Raw genomic sequence first — 22,616 nt, forward strand, 5'->3', positions numbered from 1 at the left:
GGCCCCTGGGCCGGCGTTTTCGTTTGCGCATGGCAACTCGCAGGCCCGCGATTTCTTTTATCGTGAGCGCCGATGCGGCCCGCCCGGGCCGCCCACGATCCGGCCCGGAGCCGACCATGCCCCAGATCCGTCTTGCCTTGCTCTTGATCGCAGCGCTGAGCCTGGGCGCCTGCAAGCCCGGCGATTCCGCGCCCGCCCAGCCCACGGCGCCCGCCGCGGAAGCCGCCCCGGTCGCCGCCGAACCCGCGGTCGAAGGCGAGCCGGCGGTATCGGCCGACACCGCGGCGACCGCGCCCAGCGCCGCGGCCGCGACCCCGGCGCCGGCCGCAGCGGCGCCGCCCGCCGCAGCCGGCGGCCTGGTCAAAGGCACGGACTACGAGCTCATCGAAGGCGGCCAGCCGTTCGCGCCGGTGCCGGGCAAGATCGAGGTGGTCGAGGTATTCGGCTACGTCTGCCCCGCCTGCGCGCAGTTCCAGCCCATGGTCAACGCCTGGAAGGCCAAACAGGGCGCGGACGTGCACTTCACCTACGTGCCCGCGCCATTCGGTCCGGAGTGGGAGCCCTATGCGCGCGCCTACTACGTCGCCGATTCCATGGGCCTGGTCGCACGCAGCCACGACGCCCTGATCCGCGCCATCCACCTCGAACAGAGCATGCCCGGCGAGGGCGACAAGCCCGACGACGCCGCGATCGGCCGCTTTTACGGCGGCTACGGCGCCAACCCGCAGCAGTTCGTGGCGTCCATGAACAGCTTCGCCACCGTCACCAAGGTCAACCGCGGCAAGCAATTCATGATACGCAGCGGGGTCAGCCAGACCCCGACCCTGGTCGTTAACGGAAAATACCGGGTGATCGGCACCACTTTCGAGGACATGCTGCGTATTACCGACATTTTGGTCGCGCAGGAGCGCGCCGCCCGCCCGCATTGAGGCGGCCGGCCGCGCCGGAACTTCCGCCCGCGACGCCGGTCACACCCGATACTCCTGGTTCAAGACGCCGGCCGTTATGCTTAACGCCGGCGTCTTTTTTTGTCCGGACGCCGCCGCTGACGCGGCCCCACCCCGCCCCGATCGCCGCGAGACCCTGCGATGACCCCACGCACCACGCCCCGACTGTTCACCACCCTCGCCGCCCTGGCCCTGGGCGCGCTGCTGCCGCTGGCCGCGTCGGCCGCCGGCAAGGGCGCCGCCCCGGCGCCGGAAGCGGGCCGCGATTACGAGCTGATCGAAGGCGGCCGCCCCTACGCGCCGGTGCGCGGCAAGATCGAAGTGGTCGAGGTATTCGGCTACACCTGCCCGCACTGCGCGCACGCGCAGCCGGCGATCGACGCCTGGAAAGCCAAGCTGCCCAAGGACGTGAGCTTCGTGCCGGTGGCCGCGCCGTTCGGCGGCTATTGGCAGCCCTACGCCAAGGCCTACTACACCGCCCAGTCGATGGGCCTGGTCGCCAAGACCCACGAGGCCGTGTTCAAGGCCCTGCACGAAGAGCGCAGCCTGCCGATCAGCAATGCCTCCTCGCAGGAAATCGCGAGCTTCTACGCGCGCTACGGCGCCGACGCCGACAAGTTCGCCGCGGCCATGGACAGCGCGCCGATCGAGGCCAAGCTCGAGGCCACGCGCGAGTTCCTGACCCGCAGCGGCGTCGAGGGCACGCCGACCTTCATCGTCGCCGGCAAGTACCGCGTGACCGGCGGCAACAGCCTCGAGGACGTGCTGCGCATCGCCGACCAACTGGTCGCGCAGGAACGCAGCCGCGCCAAGGGCAAGCGTTGATGCGCGACGGCCGTTCGCGCCGTCTCGCCTACACTCCGCGTTCAGCGCGCCGGCCGGTATCCTGACGGCCGACGCATTCCCCCGGTGTCGCGCCGGTTCCGCCGCGCGCGCGCCGCCAATCCGATCCGACCGTTTTGTGGAGATTCGATCCATGACCCCGCGCCTGGCCCCGTCGCATCGCTACCCCATTCTGTTCGCCGCGCTGTTCGCGCTGGCCGCCTGCACCCAGCAGCAGGAAGCCGCCGCGCCGGCCGCCGACACCGCCGCACCCAGCGCCGCCGCCACTCCGGCCAATGCCGTGCCGACGCCGACGGCCGAAGCCGCGGCGCCCGCCGCGGAGATCGCGCCGGCCGCCGTCGCCACGCCGCCCAGCGGCGCCGCGCCCGTCGCCGGCACCGACTACGTCGAGATCCCGGGCGGCACCCCGTACGCGCCGGCCGCCGGCAAGATCGAAGTGGTCGAGGTGTTCGGCTACACCTGCCCGCATTGCGCCGAGTTCGAACCGCTGGTCGTGTCCTGGCGCGCCAAGCAGACCGCCGACGTCAACTTCGTGCCGGTCGCCGCGCCGTTCGGCGGTTACTGGGTGCCCTACGCCAAGGCCTTCTACACCGCCGAGTCGATGGGCCTGGTCGGCCGCAGCCACGACGCCATGTTCCGCGCCGTGCACCTGGACCGCAGCCTGCCGGTCAACGGCGTCAAGCCGGTCGACTTCGCCGAGTTCTACGCCAAGTTCGGCGCCAACAAGCAGCAGTTCGAGAGCACCTACGCCAGTTTCGCGATCGACGCCAAGCTCAAGCGCGCCGAGGCCTTCCTGACCCGCAGCGGCGTCGAGTCCACGCCCAACATCGTGGTCGACGGCAAGTACCGCGTGATCGGCAAGAACTTCGAGGACATGCTGCGCATCACCGACCACCTGGTCGCGCAGGAACGCGCCAAGCGCGCCGGCGGCGGCGCGGCTCCGGCCGCCGAAGGCAGCGCTCCGGCCACCACCGGCCCGGCCGCGGCAGCCGCGCAGTAATTCGTTCATGGACCCGGCCGGCATGGATACGCGCCGACGACTGCGCCTGCTCAGCGCCAATATCCAGGCCGGGTCCAGCACGCGCCGCTACAGCGATTACGCGACCCGCAGCTGGTCGCACGTGCTGCCCGCCGGCAACAAGCGCGGCAGCCTCGACACCATCGCCCAGCTGGCCGGCGAGCACGACATCGTCGGCCTCAACGAAAGCGATCCGGGCAGCCTGCGCTCTGGCTTCACCAACCAGACCCACTATCTGGCCCAGCGCGCCGGCTTCGACTACTGGAGCCACCAGCCCAATCGTCGCGTCGGCAGCGTCGCCTCCAGCGCCAACGGCCTGCTCAGCAAGCTGGAACCGCGCGAAGTCATCGACCATCCGCTGCCCGGCCGGGTCAAGGGCCGCGGCGTGCTGATGGCGCATTTCGGTGACCACGAGGACGCGCTCACCGTCGCGGTGGCGCACCTGTCGCTGGGCGCGGGTTCGCGCGCCTCGCAGCTGGCCTTCATCGCCGAGCTGCTGCACGACCATCCGCACGCGGTGCTGATGGGCGATTTCAATTGCTCGATCGACCAGCCGGAAATGCGCACGCTGTTCCAGCGCACGCGCCTGCAACCGCCGGAAGCGGCGCTGCCGACCTTCCCGAGCTGGCGCCCGCAACGCGCGATCGACCACATCCTGATCGGCGACGGCCTGAGCTGCTCGTCGGCGCGCGCCGTGCCGGCCGCGCAATCGGATCACCTGGCGCTGTCGCTGGAACTCGAAGTGCCGGATCACGCGCTGCGCTGAGGCGCGGCGTCGGCCTCAACGGCGCACGTGATAGCCGTCCTGGGCGACGAAGGCCTGCACGTCCTGGGCGTCGAACAGGGCGAAATCGCCCGGCACCGAGTGCTTGAGGCAGGCCGCGCCCCACCCGAACAGCACACTGTCCTGCGCGTCCAGGCCGGCCAGCGCGCCATGCAGCACGCCGGCGGCGAAGGCGTCGCCGGTGCCGATGCGGTCGACGATCGCGCTGAGTTCGCACACCGGCGTGCGCGCGGCGGCGCCGTCGCGATCCAGCGACAAGGCCGACAGCGATTGGCGGTCGACGCTGTGCTGCACGCGCACAGTGCTGGCCACGCGCTGCAAGTGCGGGAAGGCCGCGAAGGCCGCGCGCGCGGCGGCGTCGAAGCGCGCCTCGGCGTTGTCGCTCGCGGGCTCGACGCCCAAGGCGACGGCGATGTCGCGATGGTCGGCGAACAGCCAGTCGGCCTGCGCCATCAGTTCGCGCAGGATGCTCGCGGCGTCGCCATCCCAGGCCTGCCATAACTTGCCGCGGAAGTTGCCGTCGAAACTCACGCGCACGCCGGCCGCGCGCGCGGCGCGCGCGGCCGCGATCGCGGTGTCGGCGCTGGCCTGGCCCAGGGCCGGGGTCACGCCGGACAGGTGCAACCAGTGCGCGCCGGCCAGCAGCGCCGGCCAGTCGTAGGCGTTCGCGCGCGCGAAGGCCGAATCGGCGCGGTCGTAGAGCACGCTGCTGGGCCGGTGGCCGGCGCCGGTTTCCAGGAAGTACAGGCCCATGCGTCCGGGCCCGGCCTGCAGCGCGCGGGTGTCGACGCCGTGACGGCGCAGCTCGGCGACGGCGGCGGCGCCCAGTGCGTTGTCGGCGACCCGGCCGACCAGCGCCGCCTCATGGCCGTAGCGGGCCAGCGCCACCGCCACGTTGGCCTCCGCACCGCCGACGTGGACCTGCAACGCCGGCGACTGCAGCAGGCGCTCGTGCCCGGGCGCCCCCAGGCGCAGCAGCACTTCGCCGAAACACACTATGCGTTGACTCATTCCGCCTCCCAGCCCCGGGCCGATCCGCCCCTTGTATGGCCTTTTGCGCACCGCAGCATGATGTTGGCCCGAGCTTTTGCTAGGGTTTTGACCAGCGGTGTCATTTTGCCGTCCGGGACACCATAGCAAGCGCTACAAGCTAGTCAATAAGCGCTTTACAGCCGTCGGACCACTTTGGGAGGGGATCCTGATGCAATCGCAACGCGCGGCAAAAAAGACACCGGTTACCGTTCTGGCAGGCGCCATCGCCCTGGCGCTGCAGATGGCGCCGGCGGTCGGGTTCGCGCAACAGGCCGCGGCGCCGCCCGCGGCCACGCCGCCGCAAGACAGCAGCACCGCCGCAGCCGCCAGCGACGAGGCCAAGGACCTGGAAGGGGTCACCGTCACCGGCTTTCGCGGCAGCCTGGAGCGCGCCTTGGACATCAAGCGCGGCGAAGTCGGCGTGGTCGACGCCATCGTCGCCGAGGACATCGCCGATTTCCCCGATCTGAACCTGGCCGAATCGCTGCAGCGCATTCCGGGCGTGTCGATCGCGCGCGACGCCGGCGAAGGCCGGCAGATCTCGGTGCGCGGCCTGGGCCCCGACTTCACCCGCGTGCGCATCAACGGCATGGAGGCGCTGACCACCACCGGCGGCACCGACAGCTCCGGCGGCGCCAATCGCGGCCGCGGCTTCGACTTCAACGTGTTCGCTTCGGAACTGTTCAACAGCCTCAAGGTGCGCAAGACCGCGTCGGCCGAAGTCGAGGAAGGCTCGCTGGGCGCGACCGTCGACCTGCAGACCGCGCGTCCGTTCGACTACGACGGCTTCACTTTCGTCGCCGGCGGCCAGCTCGGCTACAACGACCTGTCCGGCGACACCGATCCGCGCGCCTCGGCGCTGATCAGCAACACCTGGGGCGACGGCCGCTTCGGCGCCCTGCTGTCGGTGGCCTACACCGACCGCCGCCTGGTCGAGGAAGGCCACAGCACGGTGCGCTGGGACAACGGCCCCAGCAGCGGCGGCTTCAGCGCGGCCTCGCCGTTCGCGGCCGCGCGCGGCGCCGGCGTGTTCCATCCGCGCATTCCGCGCTACGGCGTGCTCGAACACGACCAGCAACGCCTGGGCGTGACCGGCGCGCTGCAATGGAAGGTCAGCGACCGCACCGATGTCGGCCTGGATCTGCTGTACGCCAAATTCGACGCCACCCGCACCGAGAACTTCATCGAGGCGGTGTCGTTCAGCCGCACCGGCACCGGCAAGCCGCAGACGGTGGTGCTGGACGGCCAGGTCGACGCCAACGGCAACCTGGTCTACGGCCGCTTCAACAACGTCGACGTGCGCTCGGAAGCGCGTTACGACGAACTCAGCACCAAGTTCACCCAGTTCAGTTTCTACGCCGATCACGAGCTCACCGACGACGTGAAGCTGCACGCCCAGGTCGGCCGCGCCAAGTCCGAGTTCGACAACCCGATCCAGACCACGATCACGCTGGATCGCCAGAACGTGCAGGGCTACAGCTACGACTACCGCGGCAACGACCGCCTGCCGGTGATCGACAACGGCTTCGACGTCGCCGATCCCAGCCAGTGGACCTTCGTCAACGGCATCTCCGAGGTGCGCCTGCGTCCGCAGTTCGCCAGCAACACCTACGACACCGCCCAGTTCGATTTCGCCTGGAATCTGGCGCCTTCGTTCAAGCTCAAGGGCGGCGCGCAGTTCAAGGAATACACCTTCGAAAGCCGCGAGTTCCGGCGCGCCTCGGAGCTGGTGACGCCGGCGCTGCCGGCCGGCACGACCCTGGCCGATCTGACCTCGCTGATCGGTCTGCAGAACACCCGCGTGGGTTCCGGCAACGATTCGGTCTGGCTGATCCCGGACATCGACGCCTTCAACCGCGTGTTCGGCCTGTACAGCAATACCGGCATCTTCAGCGTCAGCGACAAGGTCGCCGCGGTGCTGGGCAACAACCGCAGCGTCACCGAGCGCGACCAGGGCTTCTACCTGCAGGGCGACTTCAATACCCAGATCGGCTCGATCCCGATCAGCGGCAACATCGGCCTGCGCCAGGTCGACACCAAGCAGACCTCGACCGGCTACGCCATCGTCGGCGGCGTGCCGGTGCAGACCACGGTGCAGCGCAGCTACGACGACACCCTGCCGTCCTTGAATCTGGTCGCCGACCTCACGCCGGATTTCCTGGTCCGCTTCGGCGCGGCCAAGGTGATGTCGCGTCCGGGCCTGGGCAATCTCACGCCCGGCGTCACGGTCAACGTCAGCGGCGGCGCGCGCACGGTCAACGGCGGCAATCCGCTGCTGGAACCGTTCCGCGCCAAGACCTACGACCTGAGCTTCGAGTGGTACTTCGCCGACGAAGCGCTTCTGGGCCTGGGGCTGTTCTACAAGGACATCGACACCTTCGTGCAGACCTCGCGCGAAACGCGTCCGTACAACACCTCCGGCCTGCCCGACAGCCTGCTCGCGGGCACCGGCGCGCAACCCACCGACGATTTCCAGTTCAACATTCCGGTCAACACGCCCGGCGGCAGCCTGCAGGGCTTCGAGCTCAGCTACCAGCAGCCTTTCACCTTCCTGCCGGAAGGGTTCTGGCAGGACTTCGGCGTGCAGCTCAACTACACCTACGTCGACTCCAAGATCCAGTACGTGACCTCGACCGGCGCGGCCTCGCTGAAGACCGATCTGGTCGGCCTGTCCAAGAACGCCTACAACGCCACGCTTTATTACGAGGGCGAGCGTTTCGGCGCGCGCGTGTCGGCGTCCTATCGCGACGATTACCTGACCACGGTGCCGGGCCGCAACAACAACGACGTCGAAGGCACCAAGGCCACCACCACCATCGACATGTCGGCGTCGTGGAAGCTCAACGACCGCATCGAGCTGACCCTGGAAGGCCTGAACCTCACCGACGAGTACAACGACCAGTGGGTGGATTCGGTCGGCGACCGCGCCTCGGTCTACCACCACACCGGCCGTCAGTACTTCCTGGGCATCCGCTACAAGCTGTGAAGTCCGCGCCGACGAACTAGTTGCACCTGCGCCGCGCGGGTGCGGAGCCGCCGCCCTCGACGCTCCGCATCTCGCGGCGCTTTTTTTGGAGCGCATCGCATGCACCGTCGCGACTTCCTTGCCGGTTCGCTGCTCGCCGGCGGCGCCTTGCTCGCCGGGTCCGCACGCGCGGACCAGCGCTGGGACGCGCGCGTGTCGCGCGCGCCGGGCGCGGACACCGGCGTACCGGTCTACCCCAGTGTCGGCGCCGCGATCGCCGCCGCGCCCGCGCACGGGCGGCGGCCGTTCCGCATCCGCATCGATCGCGGTCTGTGGCGCGAGAAACTGGTGATCGACAAACCGAACATCCACCTGATCGGCGAGGATCGCGCCGGTTGCGTGCTGAGCTACGACGCCGCCGCCGGCATGGCGCGTCCCGACGGCGAGCCCTGGGGCACCTGGGGCTGCGCCAGCGTGATCGTGCGCGCGCCGGATTTCCGCGCCGAGCGCCTGAGCATCCGCAACGATTTCGACTACGTGGGCAATCTGAGCGCGCCGAAGTTCGAACCGATCGGCCCCAACGGCGCGCAGGCGGTGGCCCTGATGCTGGACGCGGGTGCCGAACGCAGCGTGCTGCACGAGGTCGATCTGCATGGGCATCAGGACACCTTGTTCGCCGATGCCGGGCGCAGCGCGTTCCGTCGCTGCCGCATCGCCGGCAGCGTCGATTTCGTGTTCGGCGGCGGCAATGCCTGGTTCGAGGACTGCGTGCTGCATTCGCGCTTTCGCCCAGGCAAGGAACGGCAGGGCTATGTCGCGGTGCCGTGCACGCCCAGTGCGCAGGCTTACGGGCTGAGCTTCCTGCGCTGCCGGCTGAGCCGCGATGCCGACGTAGCCGATGCCAGCGTCGCCCTGGGACGCGCCTGGCGCCCGGGGCGCAGCTTTGCCGACGGCAAGTACGGCGACCCCGATGCTGTCGGCGCCGCCGTCTATCTGTCGTGCTGGATGGATGCGCATATCGACCCGCGCGGATGGGATGCGATGGGCTACACCGCACGCGACGGCGCGCGCACGATGCTGGCGCCGGAAGCGGCACGCTTGTACGAGTACGACAGCCGCGGCCCCGGCGCGGCGCGCTCGCCGGGCCGGCGCCAACTCGATCGCACCGCGCTCGCGCGCCATCGTCGCGAGCTCGTGCTGGCCGGCTGGGAGCCGCCGCCGTGAGGGCGCCGATGCGCATGCGCCTCGGCTTGCTGCTGGGCTTGTGCGGCTGGGCTCTGGCGCTGCCCATGAGCGCGCCGGCCGCACCCGCGCCAGTGCCCGCGATCCACCTCGCCGGCGATTCGACGCTGGCCGAGAAGCTGCCGGAGAAGCGCCCGGAAACCGGCTGGGGCGAGCAGCTGGCCGCACGCTTCCAACCGGGCAGCGTACGCGTGCTCAATCATGCCAAGAACGGTCGCAGCACCCGTACCTTCATCGAAGAAGGCCGCTGGCAGGCCCTGCTGGACGGCCTGCAGGCCGGCGACTGGGTGCTGATCCAGTTCGGCCACAACGACCAGTCGGTCGAGAAGCCCGATCGCTACACGCCGCTGGCCGACTACGAGCGCAATCTCGCGCGCTTCGTCGCCGACGTGCGCGCGCGCGGCGCCACGCCCATCCTGCTGACGCCGGTGGCGCGACGTCGCTACGACGGCGAAGGCCGCGTGCAGGACAGCCATGGCGAGTACCCGGGCCGGGTGCGCGCGCTGGCCGCGCGCGAGCACGTGGCCCTGATCGATTTGGAGCGCCGCAGTCAGGCCGTGCTGCAGGAGGCGGGCGTGGAGGGCTCGCGACGGCTGTTCCTGCAGCTCGCGCCCGGCGCCCATCCCAACTATCCGCAGGGCGTCGAGGACAACACCCACTTCTCGCCGCTGGGCGCGCGCCGCATCGCGTTCGAGTTCGCCGCCGCCCTGCGCGCATCGGACCTGACGCTGGCCTCGCGCTTACGCAAGGACGACGCGACGCCGTAAGCGGCGCGCCTCACTTCAAGGGCGCGCGCCGCGGCAGCGGTTTGAGCGGTTCCATCGTCGCCAGGTCCCAGTCTTCGGGCACGAAGGCCTGATGCGTCGGCGCGTGCCGCGGATAACCGCCGACCTGGCTTTCGCTGTCGATGATCTTGCCGCGCCCTTCGATGGTGTCGGCCAGGATGCGGCGATCGATGTCGTCGCGGTCCCAGGGGCGCGCGCCGGCCTGCGCGATCACCGCGTCCTGCACCTGCGCCGACGGCAGCAGGCGCACGCCGAACGGCAGCGGCGGCGCCGACTCGGGCTGGATCACGCGCAGCGGCGTGGTGGTGTAGCGCCCTTGCTGGGGCAAGGGACGGCCGAGACGATCGACGGCGAGGTTGTCCTCGGCGTAGTACTCGACATCGCCGGAGCCGCCGACCATGAAGAACGCGAGCTCCTCGGTCGAAGGGCCGGCGCGCATCACGTTGCCGCGCGCGACCATCTGCCCGGTCGAATAGGGATGGCCCAGCCATTCCTCGGCGATCAGGTTGTAGTGCAGCGCGCGCTGACCGGGGTCGTAGATCAGGTTGTTGATGACCTGGCCGCGCGCGCCGCCCTTGAACAGCGGATTGCGCTCGTAGTTGTGCGCGTAGAGGTTGCCGACGATCAGCACCTCGTTGACGTGATCGTGAATCAGCGAGCCCTTGGAATGCTCGCCCTTGACGTGGCTGGCGTTGGCCAGGCCCTCGGCCAGCAGGTTGTTGCTGAAGGTGATGCGGCGCGAGGCGTTGCGCATCCAGTCCTGCTCGCTTTCGCCATGGAAGCGCGTGCTCGACGCCGACAGGTTCTCGTCGGTGGCCCAGGTCAGCGAGCAATGGTCGACGATCACATCGCGCGCACCGCGCACGGTGGTGATGGCGTCGAAATCCGGCCCGGCCATCTTGGCCGCGCCGGCTTCGCCCGGGCGCACGCGGATATGCCGCACGACCACGTCGTGGGTGGCGATGATGAGGCCGCCGCGGATGAAGGTGACGCCCGGCTGCGGCGCGGTCTGTCCGGCGACGGTGAGATAGGGCTCGGCGATGCGCAGTTCCTGGCGCTGCAGGTCGATCACGCCGCCAACCTCGAACACCACGATGCGCGGGCCGCTCGCGGCCACGGCTTCGGCGAAGGACCCCGGCCCGTTCGCGGCCAGGCTGGTGACCCGGATGATGCGGCCGCCGCGGCCGCCGGGCGTATGCGCGGCCCAGCCTTGCGCGCCCGGGAAGGCGAGCGCGGCGGCGGCACTGGGCGCGGGCGCCTCGGCGGCTAGCGCGCCGGCGCAGACCAGGGCCAACAGGCCCGCGACCCGCCAACGCAGCCCCCATCCGCCTGCGCCGCGCGCCGTCTTCGTGGCGCCGTCCCACCCTGCCCGCTGGATCATCGATCGGTCCCCTTCCGCTGCCTGGAGTCTAGCCTGGATTGTCAATGACACCGGTTTCCTATACAACAGTTCCGGACAGGAAACGCCGCAGGGGACCCGATCCGGCATGCAGACACCGACCATCGACGACGGCAGCGCAGGCGCCGCGATCGCCCACCGGCTGGTCGCGGCACGCCGTGGCGCGCGCGCCCTGCCCGACTACCCCGGTCCGCTGCCGGCCACGCTGGATCAGGGCTACGCGATCCAGGACCTGGCCATCGGCCAGTGGCCGCAGCCGATCGCAGGCTGGAAGGTCGGGCGCATCCCGCCGGCCTGGGAAACCCGGCTCGGCGAGGAGCGCCTGGTCGGCCCTATCTTCGCCAACGCGGTGCAGACCGCCACCGGTGGACAAACGGCGCGCTTCGAGGTGATCGAGGACGGCTTCGCCGCGGTCGAGGCCGAGTTCGTGTTCCGGCTCGGCCGCGACGCGCCCGCCGGCCGCACCGAGTTCGACCACGCCCAGGCCGCGGATCTGGTCGAAGCCCTGCTGATCGGGATCGAACTGGCCGGCAGCCCGCTGCCCGACATCAACACCCTGGGCCCGCCGATCGTGGTCTCGGACTTCGGCAACAACGCCGGCCTGATCGTCGGCCCCGAGATTCCGGATTGGCGCGCGCTGGCCGAGGCCGATCTGCGCTGCGAAACCTTTATCGACGACGCCTCGGTCGGGCGCGGCGGCGCCGGTTCGATCGCCGGCGGCCTGCTCGCGGCGCTGGCGTTCGCACTCTCGCGTTGCGCGCGCCGCGGCTATCCGCTCAAGGCCGGCATGCTGGTCACCACCGGCGCGGCCACCGGCATCCACGACATCCTGGCCGGACAACGCGCGATGATCTCGTTCGGGCGCTGGGGCCGGTTGCACTGCGAGGCGGTGCGCGCCAGCGGGGAGCCGGCATGACCACTCGTCGCCAAGTCTTGGGCGGACTCGGCGCGGCCTGCGCCTTGGCCGCGACCTCGGCCGGATTGCGCGCGGGCGACGGCAGCCGCTTGCTCACCGCCACCGACGTGCACGTCAAGGACTACCCCACCGTGGCCGCCGTGCAATGGATCGGGCGCGAGCTCGAGCGCGCCACCGACGGCCGCCTGCGCCTGCGCCTGTACCACTCCGGCCAGCTCGGTCGCGAGTCCGAGGCGATCGACATGGCGCGCTTCGGCGCGATCGACATCACCCGCGTCTACAGCGGCGCGCTCAACAACGCCTTCCCGCTGACCCAGGCGCTGTCGCTGCCCTACGTGTTCGACTCGGTCGCGCATCTGCGCCGCGCGCTGGACGGCGAGGTCGGGGCGGCGGTGCTGCGCGACTTCGGCCGCCGCGAGCTGGTCGGCCTGGCGATCTACGACTGCGGCGCGCGCTGCTTCTACAACGTGCGCCGCCCGATCCTCACCCCGGCCGACATGCACGGCCTGAAGTTCCGGGTGCCGGCCTCGGACATCTTCATGCGCATGATCCGCCTGCTCGGCGGCAATCCGACTCCGCTGGCCTACGGCGAAGTGTTCTCGGCGCTGCAGACGCATCTGATCGACGGCGCCGAGAACAACCTGCGCAGCTACCACTCCAGCCGTCAGTTCGAGGCCGCGCGTTACTGGTCGCAGACCCAGCATTCCTATGCCCCGGACGTGCTGCTGATGTCACGACGCAGCTTCGACTCGCTGCGCGCCGACGACCGCGCCCTGCTGCTGGACATCGCGCGCCGCTCGGTGGCGGTGATGCGCAGCTTGTGGGACGAATCCGAGGCGGTCGCGCGCGCGGCGGTGGTCGAGGGCGGCGTGCGCATCAACGACTGCGACCTGCCCGCGTTCCGCGCCGCGGTGCAGCCGCTGCTGGACGACTACCACCGCGACCCGGCGATCGAATCCCTGTACCGCCGCATCCGTTCCCTGGCCTGAGGCAGATCCCGTGGCAGACGCTCCCCTCGCCGCGAACGCGGACATCGAACACCAGCAGGACCGGACCGCGCCGCGCGGCGCGCTGGACCGGCTGGCCGGCATCGCGGTCGCGGTCGCCGGCGCCGCCCTGGTCGGCATGGTCGCGGTGCAGGCCCTGCAGGTGTTCGCGCGCTACGTGCTCAACGATTCGCCGGGCTGGACCGAGCCGGTCGCGCTGCTGCTGCTGAACACCGCCATGAGTTTCGGCGCCGCCGCCGGCGTGCACCGCGGCTCGCACTTCGGCTTCTTCATCCTGGTCCACCGCTCGCGCCCGGCCGTGCGGCGCTGGCTGCTCGCGTTTTCCAACCTGGTGATCGCGAGCATCGGCGCGGTGCTGGCGGTGTGGGGCGGGGAACTGCTGCTGGACGGACTGGACATTCCCATGGCCGGCGCGCCGCTGCCGCAGAGCGCGGTGTACGCGCCGATGGCGCTGGGCGGCGCGCTGATGGCGGTGTTCGCGTTGCAACGCATGGTCGCGGCGCTGACCGCGCCGCTCACCGACACCCACCGGAGCGCCTGATGGAAGTCGCGATACTTTTCGGCGTGTTCGCCGTGCTGCTGATCGTCGGCGTGCCGGTGGCCTATGCCCTGTCCTCGGCCGCGCTGGCGACCCTGATCTGCATCGGCCTGCCGCCGATCGTGGTGGTGCAGCAGACCGCGGCCGGCGCCGGCTCGGCGTCGCTGATCGCGATTCCGCTTTTCATCTTCGCCGGCGAAATCATGCTGCGCGGCGGCATCTCCGAACGCCTGATCGGCCTGGCCTCGGCCCTGGTCGGCCATCTGCGCGGCGGCCTGGGCCAGGTCAGCGTGCTGTCCTCGCTGTTCTTCGGCGGCGTGTCCGGCTCGGCCATCGCCGACGTCTCGGCGATCGGCGGCGCGATGATCCCGCAGATGGTCAAGCGCGGTTTCGACCGCGACTTCGCCGTCAACGTGACCATGACCGCATCCATGGTCGCGCTGCTGGTGCCGCCCTCGCACAACCTGATCCTGTACTCGGCCTCGGCCGGCGGCAGCATCTCCATCGCCGACCTGTTCGCCGCCGGCATCGTTCCGGCGCTGCTGATGACGGTCACGCTGATGGCGACCTGCTGGGTGATCGCGCGCCGGCGCGGCTACGCGGTCGAGCCCTTCCCGGGCTTCGGCATCGTGCTGCGCCGTTTCGTCGCCGCGCTGCCGGGCTTGTTGCTGGTGGCCCTGATCTTCGTCGGCATCCGCGCCGGCATCTTCACCGCGGTCGAAAGCGCGGCCATCGCCGTGGTCTACGCGCTGCTGGTGACCGCGCTGGTCTATCGCAATCTGCGCTGGCGCGATTTCCTGGAGACCGTCACCGGCGCCGCGCGCACCACCGGCATGATCCTGTTCGTGATCGCCTCGGCGGCCTCGTTCGGCTGGCTGCTGGCCTATCTGCAGGTGCCCACCGCGGCGGTCGAGGCCTTGACCTCGCTGACCACCGACAAAAACCTGCTGCTGTTGCTGATGATCCTGATCCTGCTGGTGCTGGGCACCTTCATGGACCTGGCGCCGATGATCATCATCTGCACGCCGATCTTCCTGCCTCTGGCCAAGGCGATCGGCGTCGATCCGGTGCACTTCGGCGTGATCCTGATCCTCAAGGGCGGCATCAGCCTGATCTCGCCGCCGCTGGGCTCGGTGCTGTTCGTGGGCACGGCGATCGGCAAGATCAGCATAGGCGAGACCCTGCGCACGATCTGGCCGTTCTGGCTGGCCGCGCTGGCGGTGCTGCTGGTGGTGACCTTCGTGCCGCAGCTGTCGCTGTGGCTGCCGGCGCTGCTGAAGTAGGCACGCGATGTCCACCGGGGACATCGCCGCCGCGGGCGGCTAGAATCGGCTCAGCCCCGGTGCCCGCACCGGCTCGTTTCCCCGTTGCCGAGCCGCCATGAATCCTGCCCCCCCGCGCGGCTCACGCCGCGGACCGCGCAGCGCCCGTTCCGCCGATGCGGCCGCAGGCGAGGCCGCGCCGCCGCGGATGCCGGCGCCGGGCAAGGCCACCATCAACGACATCGCGCGCCTGGCGGCGGTGTCGAAGAAGACGGTGTCGCGGGTGATCAACAACTCGCCGCTGGTGCGCCCGGACACGCGCGAGAAGATCCAGTCGCTGATGAAGCAGCTGGGCTACGCGCCCGATCCGCAGGCGCGCGGGCTGGCGTTCCGGCGCTCGTTCCTGATCGGGCTGGTCTACGACAACCCGACCGCGCAGTACATCGTCAACATGCAGTACGGCGCGCTCGACGCCCTGCGCGATTCCGGGTACGAACTGGTCGTGCACCCTTGCGACAGCCATCGCGAGGACTACATCGACGGCATCCGCCGCTTCGCGCTGCAGCAGAAACTGCACGGCGTGATCCTGATTCCGCGCGTGTCCGAGGACGACCAACTGGCCGCGGCCCTGCGCGAGATCGACGTGCGCTACGTGCGCATCGCCTCGATCCCGCTGGACGAGCCGGCCAACATGCTGCACACCCAGGACCGCCTGGCCGGCGTCGAAGCCGCCAACTACCTGCAGTCGCTGGGCCACCGGCAGCTCGGTCTGATCACCGGCCCGCGCCGCTACCGCTCCTCGATCGAACGCGGCGGCGGCTTCCGCCACGGCCTCGCCCAGCGCGGCATCGAGCTGGCCGAGGACTACGTGTTCGAGGGCGGCTACACCTTCGAGTCCGGCGTGGCCGGCGCCGAGTACCTGCTGGCGAAGTCGCCGCGCCCGACCGCGATCTTCGCCTGCAACGACGAGATGGCCGCCGGCGTGTACAAGGCCGCGATGCGGCGCGGCCTGTCGATTCCGGCCGATCTGTCGGTGGTGGGCTACGACGACAGCCCGCTGGCGACCCAGTTGTGGCCGGCCCTGAGCACCATCCACTCGCCGATCCGCGACCTCGGCCGCCAGGCCGCGCAGATGCTGCTGGCGCCGGAGCCCGAGGACGGCGACGCCCCCGCCGAGTCGGTCTCGGTCACCCCGCACCTGGTGGTGCGCGACTCCAGCCAGCGCCCGCCGGCCTGAGCCCCGTCGCCTGCGGGCGGCCCGAATCCGGCTTCCGAATCGCGCTATGACGCGGTCGCCCGCGCAGGCCCGCGGGTCTGTGCACGGCATTTTGACACCGGTTACCAAAACCCCGTTATGATCCCCGGGTCAGCCGCCGCGGGCGGCATCGCAGGCATGCGCTTTCCGGAGGCCCGATGTTCCGCAAGACCTACCACGCCACCCATCCCGACATGATGGCCGGCGCCAGCAACGAGCAATTGCGCGACCGCTACCTGATCGGCGAGCTGTTCGCGCCCGGCGAAGTGCGCCTCAACTACTCGCACAACGAGCGCTTCGTGATCGGCGGCGCCGCGCCCGTGGCCGCGCCGGTGGCGCTGCCGGCGCAGACCGAACCCACGTCCGCCGCCGGCCAGCCCTTCCTGGCCCGGCGCGAACTGGGCGTGGTCAACGTCGGCGCGGGCGCCGGCACGGTCACGGTCGACGGCCAGGCCTATGCGCTGCAGCCCAGGGACGGCCTCTACGTGCCGATGGGCAGCGCTCAGGTCGAGTTCGCCTCCGACGACGCCGCCCACCCGGCCAAGTTCTATCTGGCCTCCACGCCCGCGCACGCGCGCTACGAGACCGTGCACATCTCGATCGACAAGGCGGTGCCGCTGGAACGCGGCGCGCTGGAGACCTCGAACGAACGCACCATCTACCAGTACATCGTGCCGGCCACCTGCCAGTCCTGCCAGCTGCTGCTGGGCCTGACCGTGCTCAAGACCGGCAGCGTCTGGAACACCATGCCGCCGCATCTGCACGACCGCCGCTCCGAGGTCTATTTCTATTTCGATCTCGGCGACCAGAGCGTGATGCACTTCATGGGCGAACCGGCCGACATGCGCCACCTGGTGATCCGCAACGACGAGGCGGTGGTGTCGCCGCCATGGTCGATCCACATGGGTTCGGGCACGCGCAACTACTGCTTCATCTGGGCCATGGGCGGCGAGAACCTGGACTACACCGACATGCACCAGCTCGATCTGTGCCAACTCAAGTGAGGCCGCGCGCATGAGCGTTTCGCCGTTCGATCTCAGCGGTCGTGTCGCCCTGGTCACCGGGGGCAATCGCGGCCTCGGCCAAGGGCTGGCCCTGGCGCTGGCCGCGGCCGGCGCCGATATCGTCGCGGTCAGCACCGGCGCGGCCACCGACACCGGCCGCCACGTGCGCGCGCTGGGCCGGCGCTTCCACGCGATCGAAGCCGATCTGTCGACGCTGGCGCCGATCGCCGGCATCGTCGAGGAGTCGGTCGCGCAGCTGGGTTCGGTCGACATCCTGGTCAACAATGCCGGCCTGATCCGGCGCGCCGACGCGGTCGACTTCAGCGAGGCCGATTGGGATGCGGTGATCGACGTCAATCTCAAGAGCGCGTTCTTCCTGGCCCAGGCGGTGGGCCGGCGCATGATCGCGGCCGGCGGCGGCAAGATCATCAACATCGCCTCGATGCTGTCGTTCCAGGGCGGCATCCGGGTGCCCTCGTATACCGCCAGCAAATCCGGCCTGGCCGGCATCACTCGCCTGCTCGCCAACGAATGGGCCGGCAAGAACGTCAACGTCAATGCGATCGCGCCGGGCTACATGGCCACCGACAACACCGCCCAGCTGCGCGCCGACGAGGGCCGCAACCGCGAGATCCTGGCGCGGATTCCGGCCGGACGCTGGGGCGATCCCTCCGATCTCGGCGGCGCCGCGGTGTTTCTGGCCAGTCGCGCGGCCGACTACGTGCACGGCGCGATCCTGCCCGTCGACGGCGGCTGGCTCGCGCGCTGAGCGTTAGTGGAGGTGTCGGCATGAGGAAGCTGCGCTGGTTCCGAATCGCTTGCCTGCTCGCGCTCGTCTTGTGCGCGGGCGTCGCCCAGGCCGCACCGCCGGCCTGCGCGCCACGCAGCGGGTCCTATGTCGAACAGGCGCGCGACCTGGCCGTGGACCAGCCCGGCCCGCACGAAGGCCAGGGCCGCACCACCGCCTATCCCTTCTTCGAGCAGGCCGCGGATTTCGACCTGGTGTTCCGCCAGCGCGCGCTGCACCGTGGCGCCAGCATCGGCGAGCACCGCAACGACAAGGACGAGATCTACTACGTGCTCAGCGGCCGCGGCGAACTGATGCTGGACCAGGCCCACCGCGAAGTCGGCGCCGGCGACGCCATCCTGACCCGCAAGGGCAGCACGCACGGTTTGAAACAACTCGGCGAGCAGGATCTGGTGATCGTGGTGGTCTACCGCCGCACCCAACCCGCCGACTGCTGATCGCCCCACGCCGTGAAGCAGGCGGCCCCTGTAGGAGCGGCACACGCCGCGACCGCGAAGCCGCAACCACGACGAAACCAACGACGCACGCCGCATCCCCGGTCGCGGCTCGCGCCGCTCCTACCCCCAAATCCAAGCCGCTCCTGCTTTCTGTGGGAGCGGCGTAAGCCGCGATGTCGCCACGCGCCGCGGCGCAAGCATCGTCATGGCCGTGCGCTTATCGCGGCTTACGCCGCTCCCACAGCGATAGAGCGCCGGCATCCCAGCCCGAAAGCCTTGGGACTACGCGTACGAGGTCGCTCCCCGTAAACGAAACGGCCGGCGATTCGCATCGCCGGCCGTCGCGTTAAACACCTAAGCGCGAATCAGAAACGGTAATCGGCGCTCACGTACCAGAAGGTGCCCGGCAGGTCGTAGGTGCCCGCGTCGTAACCGTTGAGCGAGCAGGTCACGCACACCGGCGGGTCCTTGCCGAACACGTTGTTGGCGCCGGCCGACAGCTTCAGGCCTTCCAGCGTGAACGCGTTCTTCCAGCCGAACTGGACGTCGTGATAGGTCACCGAACCCAGGGTGTTGACGTTCTGCGGGTTCAAGCAGCCCGGCTTGGGACCGGCGTAGACCGAGTTGCCGCAATCCTCGTCGACCGACGCGATGTAGCGCACGTTCCAGCTCGCATCGAAGTCGCCCTTGTTCCAACCCAGCTGCAGGTTGGTCTGCCACTCCGGAATCGCGCTGTCGTTGACTTCCACGCCGACCTTGCGCTGGGAGACGTTGCCGTCGATGTCCACCGCCTTGTAGTCGTTGACGAAGGTCGACTGCATACCCGCGGTCAGACGGCCCCAGCTCCAATCCGGGCTGGCCCAGTTGACCTTGATGTCGACGCCGTCGGTCTTGACGCTACCCAGGTTGCTGAGGAAGTTGTTGGGCGGGTTGAGGTTGCCGCTGGCGGCGCGCGAGAACGGCGAGCACACCGACGGGGTGGTGCCGCCGCTGGCCAAGCAGGCGTTGAGCAGGGCCTGCAGATCGCGGGCCTGGATCGCGCCTTCGATCTCGTGGTGGTAGTAGTTCACTTCGAAGTCGAGCTTGCTCGACCACGAGGTGGCATCGGCCCAACCCGGGCTGTAGACCACGCCGAAGGTGTAGCTGTCGGACTCTTCCGGCTCCAGGTTCGGATTACCGCCGGTGAAGGTGGTGATCTGGGTGTTGGCCTGCTCGAAGCCGGGCGGCACGCCCTGCGCGTTACAGCCGGCCACGTACTGCGGAGCCGGGCCGCCACCGCCGGTCGGACCGCAGGGGTCGACCAGGCTGGCGCCGAACTGGGTCAGGCCGTACAGCTCGCCCAGGTTGGGGGCGCGGAAGCCCTGCGAGTAGGTACCGCGGATCACCAGGTCCTCGATCGGCTGCCAGCGGAAACCGGCCTTGCCGGTGGTGGCGCCACCGAAGGTCGAGTAATCCGAGTAGCGGATCGCGGCGGTGATGTCCAAGGTCGACAACACCGGGAAGTTGAACTCGGTATAGATTTCGCTGACGTCGTAGCTGGCGTTGACCGGCGCGGCGAACGAGTCCTGCGATTCGCCGGTCTGACGCAGCGGATCGGGGTTGAACTCGCCGCGGTAACGGCGGTGCTCGACACCGGCCGCGAAGCCGGCCGCGCGATCGCCGATGTTGAACAGGTCGCCGGTGATGTTGGCCGAGAACAGGTCCAGCACCTGCTTGCTCGAGTCAATCTGCTTGGTGCGGATCCAGTCGATCATGGCCTGCGTCATCGGACGCGCCTGACCGCCGAACAGGTCCAGCGGCACGCAGCCCGGCACCGCCGCGCACACCGCCGGATCGCCCAGGGCGAGCTTGATCTTGGCGACGTTGTAGCCGTTGCGGAAGGTCTGCTCGGCCTTGTTCTCCGAGTGCACGTAGTTGGCGTCCCAGCCGAAGCCGCGCTCGCCGATATCGAACACGCCGTCCAGGCCGATGTTGAAGTAGGTGGTGTCGACGTCCTGCTCGAAGATGCGCGGGCCGACTTCGATCGGACGCTTGGTCACCCAACCGAAGTTGGTGGCCGGGTCCAGGGTGATGCCGAACGGGTTGTACGGGTTGTTGGCGTGCACGATGACCGTGTCGGCGATGCCGCCGGTGCCGGCGAAGGGACCGACGAAGATCGGTTCCGGCGCGGCCTGGTTGGTCGAGGTGCGGTTGTTGTACAGCGCCTTCACGTGCAACCGGGTGTTTTCGGTCAGGTCGTAGTTGAGGCTGGTGAACAGCGCCTTGCGCTTGCTCGGGGTCAACAGCAGGTTGAACGGCGCGAAGTTGAAGCGGTCGGCGCCGCTGAAGCCGTGGTAGGTGCCGCCGTTGGGGTTGTTCGGATCGAACACCGGCACGGTGGTGCCGTTATTGAGGGTGATGTCGTACCAGTTGTCGCCCGCCGCGTCGCAACCGCCGACGCCGGTGACCGGACGGCTGGGATCGCAGAAGGTGAAGCGGCCCTGCGGAATGCCCGAGCTGCCCGCGGCCAGACCGCCGCCGGGTACCGGCTCGGACGACTGCTTCCAGCTGCCGGAGCTGATCGCCTTCTGTTCGAAGTAGCTGGCGCCGAACACGGCCGACCAGCGCTCGCCGGCGCCGCCCAGGGTCATGCTGGCTTCGGTGGTGTCGCCGCCGTCGCCCCACTGGCCGAAATAGGCGTGGACTTCGGCGCCGTCGAGCTTGCGACGGGTGATGATGTTGACCACGCCCGCGATGGCGTCGGAGCCGTAGATCGCCGAGGCGCCGTCTTCCAGCACTTCGATGCGCTCGACGATCGCCAGCGGGATGGTGTTGACGTCGGCGCTGCCGCTGACGCCCGATGCGGAGGATTCGTTGACCCAACGGATGCCGTCGACCAGCACCAGCACGCGCTGCGAGCCGAGGTTGCGCAGGTCAACCTGGGCCGAGCCGGCGCCGATGCCGCCGCCGTCCGGCGGATAGCCGAAGTTGCCCGAGGAGTTGAACTTGGCGTTGAGCGCCTTGCCGCCGGCGGTGAGCTGCTGCAGCACTTCGCCGACGGTCTGCACGCCGGTCTTCTCGAGCTTCTGGCGATCGAGCACGAACACCGGCTGGGCGGTGACCGCGTTGGTCTGTTTGATGCGGGTACCCGTGACCGTCACCGTATCCAAGGTGGTGGCCGAAGGGGCGGGGGCGGCGTCCTGTGCGGCGGCGAGGCCGGGCAGGCTGATCAGCAAGGACAACTGGATGGCTTTCGCCAAGGACTGGCGGCGCAGCGGCTTCATCTCTCTCTCCCTAAGTAAGACGTGGCTGTGTTTTGTTTTGGGCGCCGGGCCCCTGTTCCCTGGCGTCACGAGGTTGTAAACAATTCGTGAATCCGCCACAAGCGGCAAAGTACCCCCTGTCGCGGCGAAATGCCGAATTCGGGACGCAGGACACCGCTGGGCCGCCCGTTCAGGCAGCCGATTTAATAAAAATCAATCAGTTACATGTTCAGCTGGCGATCAGATGAGCGCCGCGTCCTGGCGCCCGGATCACCGCAGCACGCGCCGCCTGCCCGCAGGCGCGCCTCAGCCGCCCAGCAGCAGGCTCACCGCCACCACCACCAGGAAGGCCGCGAACACCCGTTTCAGGGTCGCTCCGCTCAGGCGATGCGCCAATCGCGTGCCGTAGGGCGCGGCCAGGACCGAGGCGATCGCCACGCCGATCGCGGCCGGCAGGTAGACGTAGCCGATCGCGTGCTGCGGCAGCGCCCCGGGCGGCGCGTGCAGGGCGTAGCCCACCGCCGAGGCCAGGCCGATCGCGACCCCGCAGGCCGAGGAGGTGCCGACCGCGCGCACCGGCGCGATCCCGCGCCAGACCAGCAGGGGCACGGTCATGCTGCCGCCACCGATCCCGACCACCGCCGAAACCGCGCCGATGCCGACCCCGGCCGCGCTCATCGGCAGGCCGCGCGGCGGCGGCTCGTGATCGGCCACGGCCGCGCGGTTCTTGCCGAACAGCAGCTGCGCGGCGGCGATCAGGCAGTAGCCGGCGACGATGTAGCGCAGCAGATCGTCGTCGATGCGCACCGCGACCATGCTGCCGAACCAGCCGCCGATCAGCAGGCCCGGCACCATCCAGGCCACCGTCGGCCACAGCACGCTGCCGCGCTTGGCGTGCGCGCGCGCCGACGCCGCCGCGGTCAACACGATGCTGGCCAGCGAACTGGCCAGCGCGGTGTGCATCGCCGCTTCCTGCGGCACGCCGACCCAGGGCGCCAGCCACGACAGCGCCGCCACCAGCACCAGGCCGCCGCCGACGCCCAGCAATCCGGCGAGCACGCCGGCGATCGCCCCGAGTACCAGAAATGCCAGCCAAGCGATCGTCACAGCGTCTCCTTTGCCTTGCCTGAGT

Annotated in this window: 18 protein-coding genes and 1 pseudogene; 15 read left to right on the forward strand and 4 right to left on the reverse strand. The window is 69.7% G+C overall.

Going from position 1 to position 22,616, the window contains the following annotated elements:
• Nucleotides 1-116 precede the first annotated feature (116 nt).
• The 4 genes from BMZ45_RS18340 (at nt 117) to BMZ45_RS18355 (ending at nt 3,574) form a co-directional block, all read left to right on the forward strand.
• Nucleotides 117-929 carry a thiol:disulfide interchange protein DsbA/DsbL gene (locus BMZ45_RS18340; protein ID WP_091637974.1) on the forward strand — a complete coding sequence of 271 codons (813 nt, stop codon included), beginning with the start codon at nt 117-119 and terminating at the stop codon, nt 927-929.
• 159 nt (nt 930-1,088) lie between these two features.
• Nucleotides 1,089-1,772 carry a thiol:disulfide interchange protein DsbA/DsbL gene (locus BMZ45_RS18345; RefSeq protein ID WP_091637975.1) on the forward strand — a complete coding sequence of 228 codons (684 nt, stop codon included), beginning with the start codon at nt 1,089-1,091 and terminating at the stop codon, nt 1,770-1,772.
• A gap of 151 nt (nt 1,773-1,923) precedes the next feature.
• Complete coding sequence (locus BMZ45_RS18350; RefSeq protein ID WP_091637976.1) at nt 1,924-2,790, forward strand: thiol:disulfide interchange protein DsbA/DsbL; 867 nt, start codon at nt 1,924-1,926, stop codon at nt 2,788-2,790.
• A gap of 22 nt (nt 2,791-2,812) precedes the next feature.
• Complete coding sequence (locus BMZ45_RS18355; RefSeq protein WP_091638043.1) at nt 2,813-3,574, forward strand: endonuclease/exonuclease/phosphatase family protein; 762 nt, start codon at nt 2,813-2,815, stop codon at nt 3,572-3,574.
• A 15-nt stretch (nt 3,575-3,589) separates the two neighbouring features.
• On the opposite strand, the gene BMZ45_RS18360 is transcribed toward BMZ45_RS18355, so the two are convergent.
• Nucleotides 3,590-4,603 carry a sugar kinase gene (locus BMZ45_RS18360; RefSeq protein WP_091637977.1) on the reverse strand — a complete coding sequence of 338 codons (1,014 nt, stop codon included), beginning with the start codon at nt 4,601-4,603 and terminating at the stop codon, nt 3,590-3,592.
• Between the two features lie 190 nt (nt 4,604-4,793).
• On the opposite strand from BMZ45_RS18360, the gene BMZ45_RS18365 reads away from it, so the two are divergent.
• From BMZ45_RS18365 to BMZ45_RS18375, 3 genes are all read left to right on the forward strand, one after another.
• On the forward strand, nt 4,794-7,610 hold the full coding sequence (locus tag BMZ45_RS18365) for a TonB-dependent receptor (protein ID WP_091637978.1): 2,817 nt from the start codon (nt 4,794-4,796) through the stop codon (nt 7,608-7,610).
• Nucleotides 7,611-7,709: 99 nt separating this feature from the next.
• Nucleotides 7,710-8,813, forward strand: coding sequence for a pectinesterase family protein (locus tag BMZ45_RS18370; RefSeq protein ID WP_091637979.1), 1,104 nt, complete (start codon nt 7,710-7,712; stop codon nt 8,811-8,813).
• 8 nt (nt 8,814-8,821) lie between these two features.
• Nucleotides 8,822-9,598: a rhamnogalacturonan acetylesterase gene (locus BMZ45_RS18375; protein WP_091637980.1), complete on the forward strand. Its 777-nt coding sequence runs from the start codon at nt 8,822-8,824 to the stop codon at nt 9,596-9,598.
• A 10-nt stretch (nt 9,599-9,608) separates the two neighbouring features.
• On the opposite strand, the gene BMZ45_RS18380 is transcribed toward BMZ45_RS18375, so the two are convergent.
• Nucleotides 9,609-10,997, reverse strand: a complete 1,389-nt coding sequence (locus BMZ45_RS18380; RefSeq protein ID WP_217643236.1) for a pectate lyase family protein — start codon at nt 10,995-10,997, stop codon at nt 9,609-9,611.
• Nucleotides 10,998-11,103: 106 nt separating this feature from the next.
• On the opposite strand from BMZ45_RS18380, the gene BMZ45_RS18385 reads away from it, so the two are divergent.
• From BMZ45_RS18385 to BMZ45_RS18420, 8 genes and pseudogenes are all read left to right on the forward strand, one after another.
• Nucleotides 11,104-11,931 carry a 2-keto-4-pentenoate hydratase gene (locus BMZ45_RS18385; RefSeq protein ID WP_091637981.1) on the forward strand — a complete coding sequence of 276 codons (828 nt, stop codon included), beginning with the start codon at nt 11,104-11,106 and terminating at the stop codon, nt 11,929-11,931.
• Nucleotides 11,928-12,920 carry a TRAP transporter substrate-binding protein gene (locus tag BMZ45_RS18390; protein WP_091637982.1) on the forward strand — a complete coding sequence of 331 codons (993 nt, stop codon included), beginning with the start codon at nt 11,928-11,930 and terminating at the stop codon, nt 12,918-12,920. The genes BMZ45_RS18385 and BMZ45_RS18390 overlap by 4 nt, the downstream gene beginning before the upstream one ends.
• 43 nt (nt 12,921-12,963) lie before the next feature.
• Nucleotides 12,964-13,479, forward strand: a complete 516-nt coding sequence (locus BMZ45_RS18395; protein WP_254776693.1) for a TRAP transporter small permease — start codon at nt 12,964-12,966, stop codon at nt 13,477-13,479.
• Nucleotides 13,479-14,759 (forward strand): TRAP transporter large permease, encoded by a 1,281-nt coding sequence (locus BMZ45_RS18400; protein ID WP_056181083.1) that lies wholly within the window; start codon nt 13,479-13,481, stop codon nt 14,757-14,759. The genes BMZ45_RS18395 and BMZ45_RS18400 overlap by 1 nt, the downstream gene beginning before the upstream one ends.
• Before the next feature lie 187 nt (nt 14,760-14,946).
• Nucleotides 14,947-15,975, forward strand: a complete 1,029-nt coding sequence (locus tag BMZ45_RS18405; RefSeq protein WP_091637983.1) for a LacI family DNA-binding transcriptional regulator — start codon at nt 14,947-14,949, stop codon at nt 15,973-15,975.
• A gap of 176 nt (nt 15,976-16,151) precedes the next feature.
• Nucleotides 16,152-16,997: a 5-dehydro-4-deoxy-D-glucuronate isomerase gene (kduI, locus tag BMZ45_RS18410; RefSeq protein ID WP_091637984.1), complete on the forward strand. Its 846-nt coding sequence runs from the start codon at nt 16,152-16,154 to the stop codon at nt 16,995-16,997.
• Between the two features lie 10 nt (nt 16,998-17,007).
• Nucleotides 17,008-17,766 carry a 2-dehydro-3-deoxy-D-gluconate 5-dehydrogenase KduD gene (kduD, locus tag BMZ45_RS18415; RefSeq protein WP_091637985.1) on the forward strand — a complete coding sequence of 253 codons (759 nt, stop codon included), beginning with the start codon at nt 17,008-17,010 and terminating at the stop codon, nt 17,764-17,766.
• A 140-nt stretch (nt 17,767-17,906) separates the two neighbouring features.
• Nucleotides 17,907-18,242: pseudogene (locus BMZ45_RS18420) on the forward strand (cupin domain-containing protein); the annotation flags it as partial.
• A 365-nt stretch (nt 18,243-18,607) separates the two neighbouring features.
• Here BMZ45_RS18420 and BMZ45_RS18425 read toward each other — a convergent pair.
• Entirely contained in the window at nt 18,608-21,505 is a 2,898-nt protein-coding gene (locus BMZ45_RS18425) for a TonB-dependent receptor plug domain-containing protein (RefSeq protein ID WP_091637987.1), read from the reverse strand.
• Between the two features lie 285 nt (nt 21,506-21,790).
• A complete protein-coding gene (locus BMZ45_RS18430; RefSeq protein ID WP_254776687.1) occupies nt 21,791-22,591 on the reverse strand; it encodes a sulfite exporter TauE/SafE family protein in 801 nt (266 codons plus the stop codon).
• Nucleotides 22,592-22,616: the final 25 nt, after the last annotated feature.

The sequence above is a fragment of the Lysobacter sp. cf310 genome (genome assembly GCF_900114355.1).
GTDB lineage: Bacteria > Pseudomonadota > Gammaproteobacteria > Xanthomonadales > Xanthomonadaceae > Lysobacter.